This window comes from Diaphorobacter sp. (assembly GCF_050251835.1).
In the GTDB taxonomy this organism is placed as follows: domain Bacteria; phylum Pseudomonadota; class Gammaproteobacteria; order Burkholderiales; family Burkholderiaceae_C; genus JBFXIE01.
Map to the genome: position 1 here is coordinate 1 of NZ_JBFWLZ010000028.1, position 12,316 is coordinate 12,316.

15 protein-coding genes, 1 other RNA gene and 2 pseudogenes are annotated in these 12,316 nt (G+C 60.8%); 3 read left to right on the forward strand and 15 right to left on the reverse strand.

Annotated features, from left to right (window positions below):
• Positions 1-121: 121 nt before the first annotated feature.
• The 5 genes from AB7E35_RS10440 to AB7E35_RS10460 form a co-directional block, all read right to left on the reverse strand.
• A complete protein-coding gene (locus AB7E35_RS10440; protein ID WP_010791738.1) occupies positions 122-280 on the reverse strand; it encodes a hypothetical protein in 159 nt (52 codons plus the stop codon).
• A gap of 1 nt (position 281) precedes the next feature.
• Positions 282-932 (reverse strand): methyltransferase family protein, encoded by a 651-nt coding sequence (locus tag AB7E35_RS10445; RefSeq protein ID WP_428167512.1) that lies wholly within the window; start codon positions 930-932, stop codon positions 282-284.
• Positions 929-1,168, reverse strand: a complete 240-nt coding sequence (locus AB7E35_RS10450; protein WP_003090237.1) for a DUF2933 domain-containing protein — start codon at positions 1,166-1,168, stop codon at positions 929-931. The genes AB7E35_RS10445 and AB7E35_RS10450 overlap by 4 nt, the downstream gene beginning before the upstream one ends.
• Before the next feature lie 11 nt (positions 1,169-1,179).
• A complete protein-coding gene (locus tag AB7E35_RS10455; RefSeq protein ID WP_003121532.1) occupies positions 1,180-1,434 on the reverse strand; it encodes a hypothetical protein in 255 nt (84 codons plus the stop codon).
• Between the two features lie 301 nt (positions 1,435-1,735).
• Positions 1,736-2,170 (reverse strand): hypothetical protein, encoded by a 435-nt coding sequence (locus AB7E35_RS10460; RefSeq protein WP_155714379.1) that lies wholly within the window; start codon positions 2,168-2,170, stop codon positions 1,736-1,738.
• 143 nt (positions 2,171-2,313) lie between these two features.
• Here AB7E35_RS10460 and AB7E35_RS10465 point away from each other — a divergent pair, with 143 nt between their 5' ends.
• The gene (locus AB7E35_RS10465; RefSeq protein WP_428167513.1) at positions 2,314-2,757 is read left to right on the forward strand and encodes a MerR family transcriptional regulator; all 444 of its coding nucleotides are present in this window, start codon (positions 2,314-2,316) and stop codon (positions 2,755-2,757) included.
• Positions 2,758-2,878: 121 nt separating this feature from the next.
• On the opposite strand, the pseudogene AB7E35_RS10470 reads toward AB7E35_RS10465, so the two are convergent.
• Positions 2,879-3,448: pseudogene (locus AB7E35_RS10470) on the reverse strand (IS256 family transposase); the annotation flags it as partial.
• A 246-nt stretch (positions 3,449-3,694) separates the two neighbouring features.
• On the opposite strand from AB7E35_RS10470, the gene AB7E35_RS10475 reads away from it, so the two are divergent.
• Both AB7E35_RS10475 and AB7E35_RS10480 read left to right on the forward strand, forming a co-directional pair.
• Positions 3,695-4,042, forward strand: a complete 348-nt coding sequence (locus AB7E35_RS10475; RefSeq protein WP_404302283.1) for a DUF4148 domain-containing protein — start codon at positions 3,695-3,697, stop codon at positions 4,040-4,042.
• 85 nt (positions 4,043-4,127) lie between these two features.
• Entirely contained in the window at positions 4,128-4,370 is a 243-nt protein-coding gene (locus AB7E35_RS10480; protein ID WP_220637467.1) for a hypothetical protein, read from the forward strand.
• Between the two features lie 34 nt (positions 4,371-4,404).
• On the opposite strand, the pseudogene AB7E35_RS10485 reads toward AB7E35_RS10480, so the two are convergent.
• The 9 genes and pseudogenes from AB7E35_RS10485 to ssrA form a co-directional block, all read right to left on the reverse strand.
• Positions 4,405-4,541: pseudogene (locus tag AB7E35_RS10485) on the reverse strand (AAA family ATPase); the annotation flags it as partial.
• A 259-nt stretch (positions 4,542-4,800) separates the two neighbouring features.
• Positions 4,801-6,084, reverse strand: coding sequence for a tyrosine-type recombinase/integrase (locus AB7E35_RS10490; protein ID WP_287952974.1), 1,284 nt, complete (start codon positions 6,082-6,084; stop codon positions 4,801-4,803).
• A gap of 187 nt (positions 6,085-6,271) precedes the next feature.
• Complete coding sequence (gene rng, locus AB7E35_RS10495; protein WP_428167514.1) at positions 6,272-7,759, reverse strand: ribonuclease G; 1,488 nt, start codon at positions 7,757-7,759, stop codon at positions 6,272-6,274.
• A 204-nt stretch (positions 7,760-7,963) separates the two neighbouring features.
• Positions 7,964-8,542 (reverse strand): hypothetical protein, encoded by a 579-nt coding sequence (locus tag AB7E35_RS10500; RefSeq protein WP_428163494.1) that lies wholly within the window; start codon positions 8,540-8,542, stop codon positions 7,964-7,966.
• 195 nt (positions 8,543-8,737) lie between these two features.
• Positions 8,738-9,943 (reverse strand): MFS transporter, encoded by a 1,206-nt coding sequence (locus AB7E35_RS10505; RefSeq protein WP_428167515.1) that lies wholly within the window; start codon positions 9,941-9,943, stop codon positions 8,738-8,740.
• A 61-nt stretch (positions 9,944-10,004) separates the two neighbouring features.
• Positions 10,005-10,508, reverse strand: coding sequence for a MarR family winged helix-turn-helix transcriptional regulator (locus tag AB7E35_RS10510; protein ID WP_428163496.1), 504 nt, complete (start codon positions 10,506-10,508; stop codon positions 10,005-10,007).
• Positions 10,509-10,843: 335 nt separating this feature from the next.
• Entirely contained in the window at positions 10,844-11,365 is a 522-nt protein-coding gene (locus tag AB7E35_RS10515) for a tyrosine-type recombinase/integrase (RefSeq protein ID WP_428167516.1), read from the reverse strand.
• Positions 11,343-11,669 carry an Arm DNA-binding domain-containing protein gene (locus AB7E35_RS10520; protein WP_428163498.1) on the reverse strand — a complete coding sequence of 109 codons (327 nt, stop codon included), beginning with the start codon at positions 11,667-11,669 and terminating at the stop codon, positions 11,343-11,345. The genes AB7E35_RS10515 and AB7E35_RS10520 overlap by 23 nt, the downstream gene beginning before the upstream one ends.
• A gap of 259 nt (positions 11,670-11,928) precedes the next feature.
• Positions 11,929-12,307, reverse strand: a transfer-messenger RNA (tmRNA) gene (gene ssrA, locus AB7E35_RS10525).
• Positions 12,308-12,316: the final 9 nt, after the last annotated feature.

A 12,316-nucleotide genomic window follows, 5' to 3' on the forward strand; every position in this document is an offset into this window, starting at 1 on the left:
GGAAATCGGGCCTCAGCGCCCCGCGAACTGCCCAAATGGGCCGCGCGAGAGGCATAAAAGTCCAAAAAACTGCGTCATCCAGGTTTGCGCGGAAATTTTCGACGGCTTGTTCAGCGTAGCCTTAGGTCTGGTCGCAGGCGATCAGCATTGCGTGTGTCGACGCCCGGCGGGGCGCGGCGCTCATGTCCGCATCCGAGCGGGAGCCGCAGCCATCGCCTTGTCCGTAGGCTGCAGCCAGGTACGGTCGATTGATGCGCTGACGCCAGCGGGTCTTCTTCATGTCAGCCTCGCTGGCGCGTGTCCGAGAGGGAGGGAAGGAAGCCCGGCGTGCGCGCGGCATAGGCGTCGAACTCGGCGCCGAACTGCTTGCGCATGTCCTTCTCCTCGTTGACAGCCAGCCTCGAATACATCACGACGAGGAAGGGGAACATCAGCAGCGTCAACAGCGTCGGCCACTGCAGCAGAAAGCCGAAAAGGATCGCCACGAAGGCCACATACTGCGGGTGCCGAATCCTGGCGTATGGGCCGCTCACGGCAAGTTGGGCGTGCCGTTGCGCGTGGTAGAGCACCGTCCAGGCGCTCGACAGAAGCCAGAAGCCGCCCCCGATGAAGATGTAGCTCGCGATATGAAGCGGGCTGAAGTGAGGGTCGCCGCTCTCGCCCAGCAGGGTCGACCAGAGATGGCCGCTGTTGTGCGACAGCAAGTCCAGACTGGGATACTTGGTCTGAAGCCAGCCGGACAGCACGTACAGCGTCAGCGGAAAGCCGTACATCTCGACGAACAAGGCAACAATGAACGCTGCGAATGTCCCGAAGGTTCTCCAGTCGCGCGAGGTCTGCGGTTTGAAGAAGCTGAAGGCGAACATGATGAAGACCGCCGAGTTCACGAGGACGAGCAGCCAAAGCCCATAAGCGGGCGCATCGTGGTTCATTTGCGCTCTCCCGGGTACGGTGGATTCGCCTTGCTACCGTCGCCTGGTACGGCATGGCGATGCATCAGCACATGAGCGATGACGCAAGTCGCCAGGAGGACCAGTGGCAGCGCGGCCAGGTAGTGCCCGCGGTGTTCCGTCAGCAGCATGTAGATGCTCACGGCCAGGAAGACCAGAAAGCCCAGGAACCATCGCGAGCGCGAAAACCTTGGACCGGTGCGGTGAGAAGTTGTCATGGTCGTCCTCCTCACTTCGCCGGCTCAGGCATCCGGTCCATCATCATCTGCATCATGGACTGGCACATGTCCATGCGCATTTCGAGCATTTGCTGCCGCTCAGCTGTCGGCGCCGACTCGGCTCCATCCTTCATTGCGCCCATCATCGCCATGCCAGCCCGCATGGCCTGCATGTGTTCGGCCATGAGCGCCTTGCGCTGCGCAGGCGTCTTCGCAGCCACCATCCGTTCGTGCATGGCCTGCATCGACTTCAGTTGCGCATCCATGCCCTCGGTGGTCGGCGCCCTTGGCGTCTCGGCCGCGGTCGGACTCGCACCTGCGGGGTGATGGGCCTGATGGTTGTCCTACGCGAACGCAGACAAGGTGACCAGTGCGGCGCCAACGATGGCCGCGATCGAATGCGTGAATTTCATTTCTCTCTCCTTTAGCCGCGGGTGCCTGCCATTGGGGCGAAACCGATGTCGCCGCAAGCGGACAAAGCCCTATGAAAACTCCGTAGTCGGGTACAGAGTCAAGGCTTATGAGTTGTGCGCCGGGTGTGACCGACACGGCAACTCAAAGGAGGCGCTACAGCGCGAGACGCTCGAACAGCAGCCACGACGGCCGCTTGGGAGGTGGTCGCTGGTGACCCCTCGATGGGATGGCTCGCAGAGCCAACGTCGGAGCCAGCAGCTGGTCTCCATAGGCGGGAGGCGCCAAACCGACGAGGTCGAACGCGAAGGTTGGTGCTTTCTGAATGGCGGACTGGTTGACGTCGCCGCAGAGCTTCAGGCACGGGGCCTTCGACGGGTCGTGGGAACCTTCTTCGTGCTCACCATTGAGGCCTTCATGATTTCCATGCCCGGACGATGGGACATGCTCATACCCGACAGCATGCCGATGTTGCTGCGGAGACTCCAGAAGGCAGGCATTGGCCACCCCGGCCCCGAGCGCAAACAGCCATACCCCGAGCACCATCCACGCGATGGCGCGAATCCTGCGGTGGTTGAGAAGTGTGCGCATGTGCGGCCTATTGACCCATTGACACCTGTGATCCTATTCCCAACTGAGCTGCGGGAAATTGATTTGGATCAAATGGAGGCAAGGGTCAACTACGCGGTACTGCGTTATTCTGTGTTGCTCGTGAATAGACAGTGGATCGCTCGATGAACGAAGGTTTGGGTGATTGGATGACGGTTGGCAGGCTGGCGAAGGTCGCTGGCGTCGGCGTGGAGACAATCCGCTACTACCAGGGACGCGGCCTGTTGCCGATCCCGAAGAACGCCGGCAGCTTCCGGCGCTACCCCGCTTCGATGATCCAGCGGATCGGCTTCATCAAGCGGGCGCAGAGCCTGGGCTTCTCGTTGGATGAGGTGGGATCGCTGCTGGACCTTGAGGACGGACGGAATCGCCGGGCCATCCAGACGGTGACGCGGCGACGCCTTGAGCAGATCGATGAGAAGGTCGGGGATCTGGAACGCATGCGAGGTGCACTGCGTGACATGCTCGCGCGGTGCGAGGAGGCGGGGCAGGCGTCTCCCTGCCCCATCATCGCTGCACTTGTTTGCCCGCCTGCGGACCCACAACCGCCTATCCATCGATTGCGATAGCTCGCTGGAGCGACATCGCTGGAGGATGCGCGAAAGCCAGGGCTGCTCAATTGCACCCGGGCTGTTGCCGTGACACAAAATCTCTGGGCGTGTCCGAATTTTTGTGTAAACGGTTCGGACTTCAGTTGACGGAGATGCGGTCTCCGAACTGAATGGTAAAGCGGGTCAGCGCAGCCTTCCAATCCCGAATCGGCATGGTCCACTTCTGACTGATGTTGCGCAGGGCCAGGTAGAACAGCTTGGTCAGCGCCTCATCGCTGGGGAATGAGCCCCGGTTCTTGGTCAGCTTCCTCAGCCCCATGTTCACCGACTCGATGGCATTGGTGGTGTAGATGACCTTGCGGATGTCGGGCGGGTAATCAAAGAATGGGGTCAGCCGCCCCCAGTTCCTGCGCCAAGACTGGCCAATGGGCAGGTACTCCTGGTCCCATTTTTCTTCAAACTCCCCGAGCATCAGTTCGGCCTCATCCAAGGTGGCGGCGGCGTAAATGCGACGCAGGTCAGCGGCCACTTCCTTCCTGCGTTTCCACGACACGTAGTTCAGGCTGTGGCGCACCATGTGCACGATGCACAGCTGCACCACCGTCTTGGGGAACACCGCCTCGATGGCCTCGGGGAAGCCCTTGAGCCCATCGACACAGGCAATGAAGATGTCCTGCACACCGCGGTTGCGCAGTTCCGTCACGACCTCTGACAGGCTCGCGCCGATCCACTGGCGACTTCTGTCTACCCGTGTGGTAGATCCTCCGTCCTCCGCGTTTGTCCCCCGCGCAGGTCCACCAACTTGCGCTCCAGCTCGCGCCGCTCCCTGATAAAAATGTCATCGGGCTGTCTAGATTCTGTTGGGGTGCGCTCCCTACGATGAACACATCTCCTCAACGCCCAAGCAAGGCATGAGAGATGCAAGTTTTATTCACCATCGCTAGGAGCTTCAACCATGATCCAACAACGCCTCTCCCTTTCTTCCATGATTGCCGCCGCGGCCGCAGTGGTTACCCTGGGCCTTCCAGGGATAGCTTCGGCCGCATACGAACATCCTGCCAACAATGAAAAGGGCGTAATCGTTCACCCGGAACACTTCAAGAGTGAGAAAACGCGAGAGCAGGTCATTGCAGAAACCAAGGCTGCTATGCAGCAAGGACGACACTCTTACGGCCAAAGCAACTTCCCGATGCGCACACCCGATGCAAGTCCTGGCAAGACACGTGAGCAAGTAATCAACGAACTGCGGAGCGAGTCCCCTGAAGAACGCGACGCGCGTCTGCGTCTCAACTCCCAAGGTTGATGGCCAGTTGGGGTTGCAGCGGATTACCGGGGAGGCCGAGGATCGCTGAATCACACGTTCGGTTTTTCTATCCAAGGAGTTCATCATGAAATACTTGCTCATCGCTCTCGTTGGCGCCACGACCCTTGGCTTCAGTCTCTCGGCCAGTGCCGCACCAGACCAAGAAAAGGTCTGTCCTCCCAAGAAACTCGTATTGCAGCTCGACCATGGCCCGCGCGCACAGACGACGCCGTACCTGAACCAATTGCGCAAGGCGCGTTATGAGGCCGAAGTCAAGGCCTGCAAAGATGCCGCAAAAGAAGTCGCCAAAGAAACCAGTACCCCGTAACTTTGGAGATGGGATTGGTCGCTGCGTGCATCTAATGGCTGACCGAGCGCATCGCACGGTCCGTGCCTTCGGCCTGCAGCAGATGCTCGATCAGCCAGCGCGAGTACTTCATGCCCACACCGCCCCCTCGCCGCCGCCTTGCTCGACCAGATCGGCCCACGCGCCGGCCATGCCGTGCGGGCGCAGTGCCTTGAGTTCGACCAGCACAGCACTGCCAGCGATTGGCTGGCCTCAGCCTGCCGAACCGCCTCCGCTTTGTACTCCTGCGTGTACTTGCCACGCACTTGCTTGCCGACCATTTCTTCGCTCCCTTCCAGCACTGTGGTCATGAGCTAAGAAGTCCATTCTTCGGGGGCACTACCCATGCGCAGACAAATCGAGGCACAAGGGCAGGCGCGAGCGCGACCCAGACTTGCAAGCATCGAAATTCTCAACAGGGGCACGCCGCAGTCCTGGGAGACCGCTCCCGCCTTACGACGCTTCGCGAAGAACCCAAAATCGCCGGCGGAGACAATGACCGTTCGCACCCAACGAGAAAGTCCGTCCAGATATGGAGCGCTTCTCGGCGCTCTTCGTAGTAGGTGTACTGGTCATAGATGCCTTCGACCCCCGTCAACTTGTGGTTTAGGCACATCTCCGAAATGTCCCGTTGAACACCAAGTGCACGCATATGCGACTTCATCGTGCTGCGGAAATCATGCGGGGTGAACCGACGAACGTCTGGCTCGTATTGATTGATCCAGTAATCGATTGCCTCGCGTATGGTGTCCTTCGAAACATGAGTGTCGCCGTTCTGGCGACGCACGCGCGCCTGCTTTCTCGCTGGCATCACGTACGCGGAAGATCCGGCCATCACACGCAATTCCTCAAACCAACCGACGACCGTAGGAACCAATGGGATATCCATGGCAGGCCCGGTCTTGCTCTCCGGCACATGCCAGCGAACTTCATCCAGGTGGACGTTCTCCCACTTTGCCATGTAAAACTCAGCACTCCTCACACCACAGGCCAGCAAGATTTTCATCGCCAGGGCGTTGACGCGTCGCATCTTGGCATTAAACAGAAGATGCAGTTCCTCCCGGGTTAGCATCAAGCGCTTCCTAATCGGAGGCCGCGGCCCCAGAAGGGCTGCCAACATGATCCCCTTGCAGGGGTTGGCATCAAGCAGTCGCTTTCCGCAAGCATGGGTGAACACGCTCTTTGTCGCCACGAGCAACATGTTTGACTCCACCCAGGTCAGTTTGCTTTCCTCGATGAGAGCGACGATATCGCCGGCTTCGGCTTCGCGAACGTTCAACGTTCCAAGGCGTCGATCCAACAGCTTGAGATGGCGGCCGTAGCTGCGTTGCGTGCTGCTGCCTAGAGCGGCCAGTTTTTTGAGCCGATAGTCCTGAATGAGATTGCGCAGCGTCCAGTCCCTTGCAAGGACAACCTTGGCTTTGTGCTTCTCGGCGACCGGGTTGACGCCTCGAAGAATGTCAGCCCGCTTTACTGTCGCCATGGCTCGGGCCTCCGCCAAGCCAAGATCGGGATAGGGGCCGAGGGTCAGTTCAAACCGCCGCGTACCAAACCGATACCGCAGCACCCATACCGCCTTGCCCGCGGCGGACAGCGTGAACGTCAAGCCGTTGCCGTCACTTTTTGCCAGAGATTTGCCCGCCTTGGCCCACTGCTTCAACTGCAGGTCGGATAACAGTCCATTCTTGGTCGCCATACTCAATGCTCCTGGGCGCTACGCAGAAGCCGGGTCCAGCGCACCGGCTAGCTACCCACGCAGCTACCCAATAGTGTTGCGAAAGGATGGGACCACAAGACACGACAAGAATGCTCGCCTGACGAAATCTCCTTTCACGACAGTCACTTATGTGTGGCGATTGAGGCAGGATGAGCCCGCCTGAACCTCACAGCAAAACAATGTCGTACTGCTCCTGGCCCATGGCGCTCTCAGCCTGCAGCGAGATCGGCTTGCCGATGAAATCCGACAGGCCTGCCAGGTGCTGGCTTTCCTCGTCCAAAAACAGCTCCACCACCCGCGGCGACGCCACCACGCGAAACTCGCGCGGGTTGAACTGGCGCGCCTCACGCAGCACCTCGCGCAGGATGTCGTAGCACACGCTGCGCGCCGTCTTCACCTGGCCCGCGCCACGGCAGGTGGGGCATGGCTCGCACAGCATGTGGGCCAGCGACTCGCGCGTGCGCTTGCGCGTCATCTCCACCAGACCCAGCTGCGAAAAGCCGCCCACCATGGTTTTGACCCGGTCGCGCGCCAGCTGCTTTTTGAATTCAGCCAGCACAGCCGCCTGGTGGTCTTCGCGCACCATGTCGATAAAGTCCACGATGACGATGCCGCCCAGGTTACGCAGCCGCAGCTGGCGCGCAATGGCGCCGGCCGCCTCCAGGTTGGTCTTGAAGATGGTGTCGTCAAAATTGCGCGCGCCCACGTAGCCGCCGGTGTTCACGTCGATGGTGGTGAGCGCCTCGGTCTGGTCCACGATCAGGTAGCCGCCAGACTTCAGGTCCACCCGCCGCCCCAGCGCGCGGGCTATCTCTTCGTCGATGGCGTACAGGTCGAAGATGGGCCGCTCGCCCTTGTACAGCTGCAGCTTGGCCGACGCCGCCGGCATGAACTCGTTGCCAAACGCCTGCAGCGCCATGAACTGCTCGCGCGAATCGATGCGGATGCTTTGCGTGTCCTCTCCCACCATGTCGCGCAACACGCGCTGCAGCAGGCTCAGGTCTTGCAGCAGCAGCGACATGGGCGGCTGGCGCTGCGCGGCCTCCTTGACACGCGCCCAGGTCTTGCGCAGGTAGGCGATGTCCTCGGCCAGCTCGGCATCGGTGGCGTCCTCACCATTGGTGCGCAGGATGAAACCGCCGCCACCCCCAGCTTCTTTGCTGCCGACCAGCGCCTGCAGGCGCGCGCGCAGCGCCTCGCGCTCATGCTGCGGAATCTTTTGCGATACGCCCACATGGTCGTCCTGCGGCAAGAACACCAGCAACCGTCCGGCAATGCTGATCTGCGTGGACAGACGCGCGCCCTTGGTGCCAATCGGATCCTTGATGACTTGCACCATCAGCGCCTGGCCTTCAAACACCTGCTTTTCAATCGGCACGGGCGGTTCGTCCTTGCGGGCAAACATGGGCGCCTCGCCGCCTTCCTGACGGTGCCAGACGTCCGCTACATGCAAAAAGGCCGCGCGCTCCAGACCAATGTCAATGAAGGCCGACTGCATGCCGGGCAACACACGCGAGACCTTGCCCAGATAAACGTTGCCCACCAGGCCGCGCTCCAGCGTGCGCTCTACGTGAAGCTCTTGCACAGCCCCGTTTTCGACCACCGCCACGCGCGCTTCATGGGGCGACCAGTTGATGAGAATGTCTTGTTGCATGGGCTTTGACTGATAAGACGCTCATGATGCCTGAAACCCAGCTGCGCCATGACGGCAGCGGATCATCCAGCCGAATTGGATCCGCCTCGGTTTCGAGGAGGCTCCAACTCTTGAGCAGATGGAGCCATGAACAAGTCCCCGAAGTTCTCCCCGCCACTGGGCGAGCGCGCCGTACGCCTGACCCAAGATCGCGGATGTCTGCTGCTACACCTGCCTGGCCGTCTGGGCCGGCTGCGCCTTGAGCCAACTGTCGTGCAACCACTTCTCGGTCTTGCGGTGACCGGGGAAGGTGATCCACACGATGTCGCGCTCGAAGACCATCGGACGTTCGTCGCTACCCACGATGACCCAGAACCACCGGCCATCGGCCAGATTGCGCGCTTTGACCTTCATGCCCGTCAGCGTCACGGTTTCACTGCGTCCGTCGCGCTGGACACGGATGGGTTCGTCGTGCGGCTCGATCCAACTGATCTGCATGCGTGGCAGCAGCTCGGGTGCATGGCTTTGCAGGAAGGCGCGTGCAATGGTTTCGGTCCGCTCACGCGACGGCAGCGGCTTACCCGCCAGATCCAGGGAGATATTGGCAAAGCCCTTGAGCGTGCCGTCCGCCGCCACCACGGTGCTGAAGTGTTCACCTTCCAGGCCGGCATTGCGACCATCTTTGCGCTCGTAGCGCGTCAGCTGCGCCGACTCCCCGTCCACGACCACGCTGCGCTGGCTGACCAGTTGGCAGGAGGCTGGAATCAATGCGGACAGCAAGTCGCTTGCATTTTGCGGGGGCATGGTAGTTCCTTTCCGGGAAGTGATGGAGGGAGCAGCAGGCGCGGTGGATGAACGTTCAGTCTGGGCATACGCGACGAGCGCCCCAGAGACACTTGCAACGGCCATGCAAATGGCAAAAGAGCGATGAAGACCTCTCATGTTGAATCTCCTGGTAAGGTGGTTGAACAGACTCCATTGGCAAGGCAGCATCGCCTCTCACGCCGGGTTCATTGCGGACACAGCGGCATTGCGTCCCGTGAATACGTAGAGGGCACCCATGCCCAATAGCGCGGCCAGCAGCGACAAGGTGTACGGCAACGGCCATTGCGCTGTGATTTGCCCAAGCAAGGGGCCCAGGCTGGCGCCGACGAACAGCACGAATGTGTAAAGCGCCACCGCAAGGCCTCGCGCAGGCGCATCCGCTAGTCCCGCAACACGGGCGATGAAACTGGGCACGCTGATACCGACGCCCGCAACAAACAACACACTTGCCCCGAGCAGGCCGTGCAGATGGTCGGTGCCTGCCCAGGCGCACAGGGCCAGTCCCGCCGTGGCGGTGCACAAACCAACCATGACCATGCGCTGCGCGCCAACGCGGGACATCACCACGGCAACGGCCAGCGGCGCCAGGAAGGCCGGCAGTGCCACAGCCCGCGCCGTCAGGGACGTGATGCCTTCTGCGTGGAGTGCAGCGCCGGCATGGATATCCAAGGCCAGGTAGAACGTCACAAAGCACATGAGCAGCAACACTGCCGGCCCATAGACGCGCCGCAGGCGTGCATCCGCCAGCAGGCGGCCCAAGGGCCGGTAGCCGGCCAGCCAGGACGATGGGCCGGACGCCTGGCGTGTGTCGGCGGGCGTCATGGACAACGCCAAGGCCGTGCAGGCATACACCAGCGCAAACGGCAGCATGGCCACGCCCAGGCCCCATCGACCCGCTACTGTGCCGCCATAGATCTGCCCCAGCAGCCCGGCGGACAGAAAGGCCGTGCTGATCCAAGCCACACTCCAGGTGCGCTGGCGGGTGGTTCCGCGTTCGGCCAGATACGCGATTACGACGGGAGGAAACGCGGCGGCAATAAAGCCTTGCAGCGCACGCCCGGCGATCAGCATCGGCGCAGAGTCCGTCCAGGCGATCGTCCCGGAGACCAGGGCTAGCGCGGCCAGTCCCCAGACCATGACGCGACGCCGACCCAGCCGATCCGACAACGGGCCGAAAACCATGAATCCTGCGGCATAGGCCAGGCCGAAGGCGCTCACCACGCCCGCCGCCACACCCGGCGCCACGCGCAGGTCATGGGCCAGTTGCGGCAGGATGGGCAAAGGCAGATAAAGCTGAGAGACCACGGCCAGTGCACACAGAATCAGCAGCAAACGCAGTCCGATCGTTGGTGTGTAGAGGGTTATGTTATTTTTGTTCATCACTGAAATACAGTCAGCTACATATAAAACGAAGAATAGCCAAGCATCGTGGATAGACCTCCTACTCCGATGCGAGGCCCGCAGCGTGGAGTTTGTGCATGAGTTGCTTGAGCATCTGGCGTTCCTCGGCGCTGAAGTGGCGCATCAGGTTCGCCACCCAGGTGTAATGCCCAGGCAGCGCCTGACTCAACAATTCATCGCCCGGCGGAGCAAGGCGGATCAGCCAAGCCCTGCGATCCTGCGGATCGGGGGTGCGCTGGCAAAGGCCCGCGCCCTCCATGCGGTCGATGATGCGCGTCATGGTCTGGGAAGTAACGGTGACTCCCTGTGCCAGCGCACCCACGCTGAGCCCATCGGGGTTACGCTTGAGCAGCAACAGCACGAAGAACTGAGACTGCGACAGCCCCCCATTGCGCGCCAAGTTACCCTCGAAGGCCGACAGCATCTCGCTGGTGGCCGACGCCCACACCAGCCACGTATGCAGGCCGTCCACATCCCGGTTGCCATAGGTGGCCCCGAAGGCGGCAAGCGTGTCATAACTGGGTAGATCCTTGAGTTCAAACATCCAACACCCCCTTAACTGAAATGTAGCAAGCTACATTTATTAAGTCAAGCCAGAAGAATCAGAATTTCGGTGGCTCCTTGGGTAAGGTATGAGGCATTTCGCCGTGCCCGAAAAAGCGCCGACTCGTTGCTTCAACCACATCCGTTTGCGTCGCGCACGGAATGTGCCGATTGCGCCTCTGTTGATTTCCACGCAAACCTAACCAACTATTTCCATCTCGATCTGACCCACCCTTTTGCGTGAACTCGATGCTTGGCCGAATCCCCCGGGTCGAGTACCGTGTCAAACTGTTTCCCAACTTCTACTTCTGACTGACCCAGGAATTCGAGGGGACTTCAAACAGATATGCACGGCCTGGGTAGGCGGGGAACAAGGTGGGGCCGTCCGTTCTCCTTGCCGTCCTTGGTGCGCTTCATGCGCGCAGCAGGGATCGTCCACAGCGCTGCCTCCAGGTCGATTTCTGCCCAACTTGCGCCGCGCAGTTCTCCGGGGCGCAGGAACAGCAGGGGTGCCAGCCGCAGCGCTGCCCGCACCACGGGGCCACCCTTGTAGCCTTTGATGGCGCGCAGCAGCTTGCCCAGCGTGTCGGGGTCAGTGATGGCGGCAAAGTGCTTTCCTCGGTAGGGGGACAGCGCGCCTTTCAGGTCACCGGTAATGTCCCGATTCACCCTGCCTGTGGCTACCCCGTAGCGCCACACCTGCCTAGCCAGCATCAGGCCACGGTCGGCAGTCTCAATAGCGCCACGTTCCTCGATCTTGCGCAGCGTCGCCAGCAGTTCCACGGGTTCAATATCGGCCAGCCGGCGATCCCCCAGCCAGGGAAACAGGTCACGCTCAAACTGGCGCTTTGCCTGCACTGCATGGGCTTCGCTCCACTGAGGTTCTTGCTTTTTCGTACCACTTCAGTGCCACCACTTTAAAGCTGTCGCGCTCAGGATTCGTCGCCTTGGGCTTACTCAGCTTACGGGCTTGGATCACGTCTTGCCCTTCAGCCTTTTGTAGCTTGGCAGCATCACGCGCCCGCTGCGCTTCGCTCAACCCCACCGCCGGATAATTGCCCAGCGCCAGACGGGTTTCCTTATCGTCGCGGTAGATTTTCTGGAACCAGCGCTTGGAGCCCGCCAGACTGATCTCCAGGTACAGCCCCGCGCCCTCGGTCAAGCGCTCCCGCCTCTTGTCGGGCGGGCAGGTGGCATTTCGGCATCGGGCATCATCATGTCCCCCAGTAGGGCCGCTCCCCGGTTCTCTAGGGAAGTTGTTCCCCGACGGCACCCAAAAACAGCATTTGTTCCCCAATGTGTTCCACAGTCACTGGTTGGCTGTCAATATTTGCCCTGATCGCCCTTGCTGTGTAAGCTCTTGATTTGCCAATGAAAAAGGCCACCAAGTGTATGTCCTTGGTGGCCTTTGTTTGGGTTAATGGTGGAGCTGGCGGGAATTGAACCCGCGTCCGCAAGCCTTCGTCAGGCAGATCTACATGTTTAGTGCTCTGATTTGAATCTCGCCATGTAAGCCGCGCAGACACACGCTGCAAACAAGGCCAGCCCCCTTGAGTCTCGCCAAGTACCAAGGTGCCCGGTACCAAGCCAGCTGATGTAAATTCCCTTGCAGCCGGGAGGTATTGCTACCCCCTTGCCCAGCCCATCAGCGTGCTGTTGCAAGGCTCACCGGATTTAAGCGGCGAGTGCGAAACGTTCGTCGTTTGCAGTTACTTTTGTTGAATGGAGATTTACGAGCATCACTCAAGCTCGACATGCACCACACTGATCCCGAACCCACGTCGAAACCGGGACAGCCCCTAGAACTCG

Coding starts and splice junctions, on each gene's coding strand:
- AB7E35_RS10440 (WP_010791738.1), bottom strand. CDS start 280: ATGAAGAAGACCCGCTGGCGTCAGCGCATCAATCGACCGTACCTGGCT.
- AB7E35_RS10445 (WP_428167512.1), bottom strand. CDS start 932: ATGAACCACGATGCGCCCGCTTATGGGCTTTGGCTGCTCGTCCTCGTG.
- AB7E35_RS10450 (WP_003090237.1), bottom strand. CDS start 1,168: ATGACAACTTCTCACCGCACCGGTCCAAGGTTTTCGCGCTCGCGATGG.
- AB7E35_RS10455 (WP_003121532.1), bottom strand. CDS start 1,434: ATGGATGCGCAACTGAAGTCGATGCAGGCCATGCACGAACGGATGGTG.
- AB7E35_RS10460 (WP_155714379.1), bottom strand. CDS start 2,170: ATGCGCACACTTCTCAACCACCGCAGGATTCGCGCCATCGCGTGGATG.
- AB7E35_RS10465 (WP_428167513.1), top strand. CDS start 2,314: ATGAACGAAGGTTTGGGTGATTGGATGACGGTTGGCAGGCTGGCGAAG.
- AB7E35_RS10475 (WP_404302283.1), top strand. CDS start 3,695: ATGATCCAACAACGCCTCTCCCTTTCTTCCATGATTGCCGCCGCGGCC.
- AB7E35_RS10480 (WP_220637467.1), top strand. CDS start 4,128: ATGAAATACTTGCTCATCGCTCTCGTTGGCGCCACGACCCTTGGCTTC.
- AB7E35_RS10490 (WP_287952974.1), bottom strand. CDS start 6,084: ATGGCGACCAAGAATGGACTGTTATCCGACCTGCAGTTGAAGCAGTGG.
- rng (WP_428167514.1), bottom strand. CDS start 7,759: ATGCAACAAGACATTCTCATCAACTGGTCGCCCCATGAAGCGCGCGTG.
- AB7E35_RS10500 (WP_428163494.1), bottom strand. CDS start 8,542: ATGCCCCCGCAAAATGCAAGCGACTTGCTGTCCGCATTGATTCCAGCC.
- AB7E35_RS10505 (WP_428167515.1), bottom strand. CDS start 9,943: ATGAACAAAAATAACATAACCCTCTACACACCAACGATCGGACTGCGT.
- AB7E35_RS10510 (WP_428163496.1), bottom strand. CDS start 10,508: ATGTTTGAACTCAAGGATCTACCCAGTTATGACACGCTTGCCGCCTTC.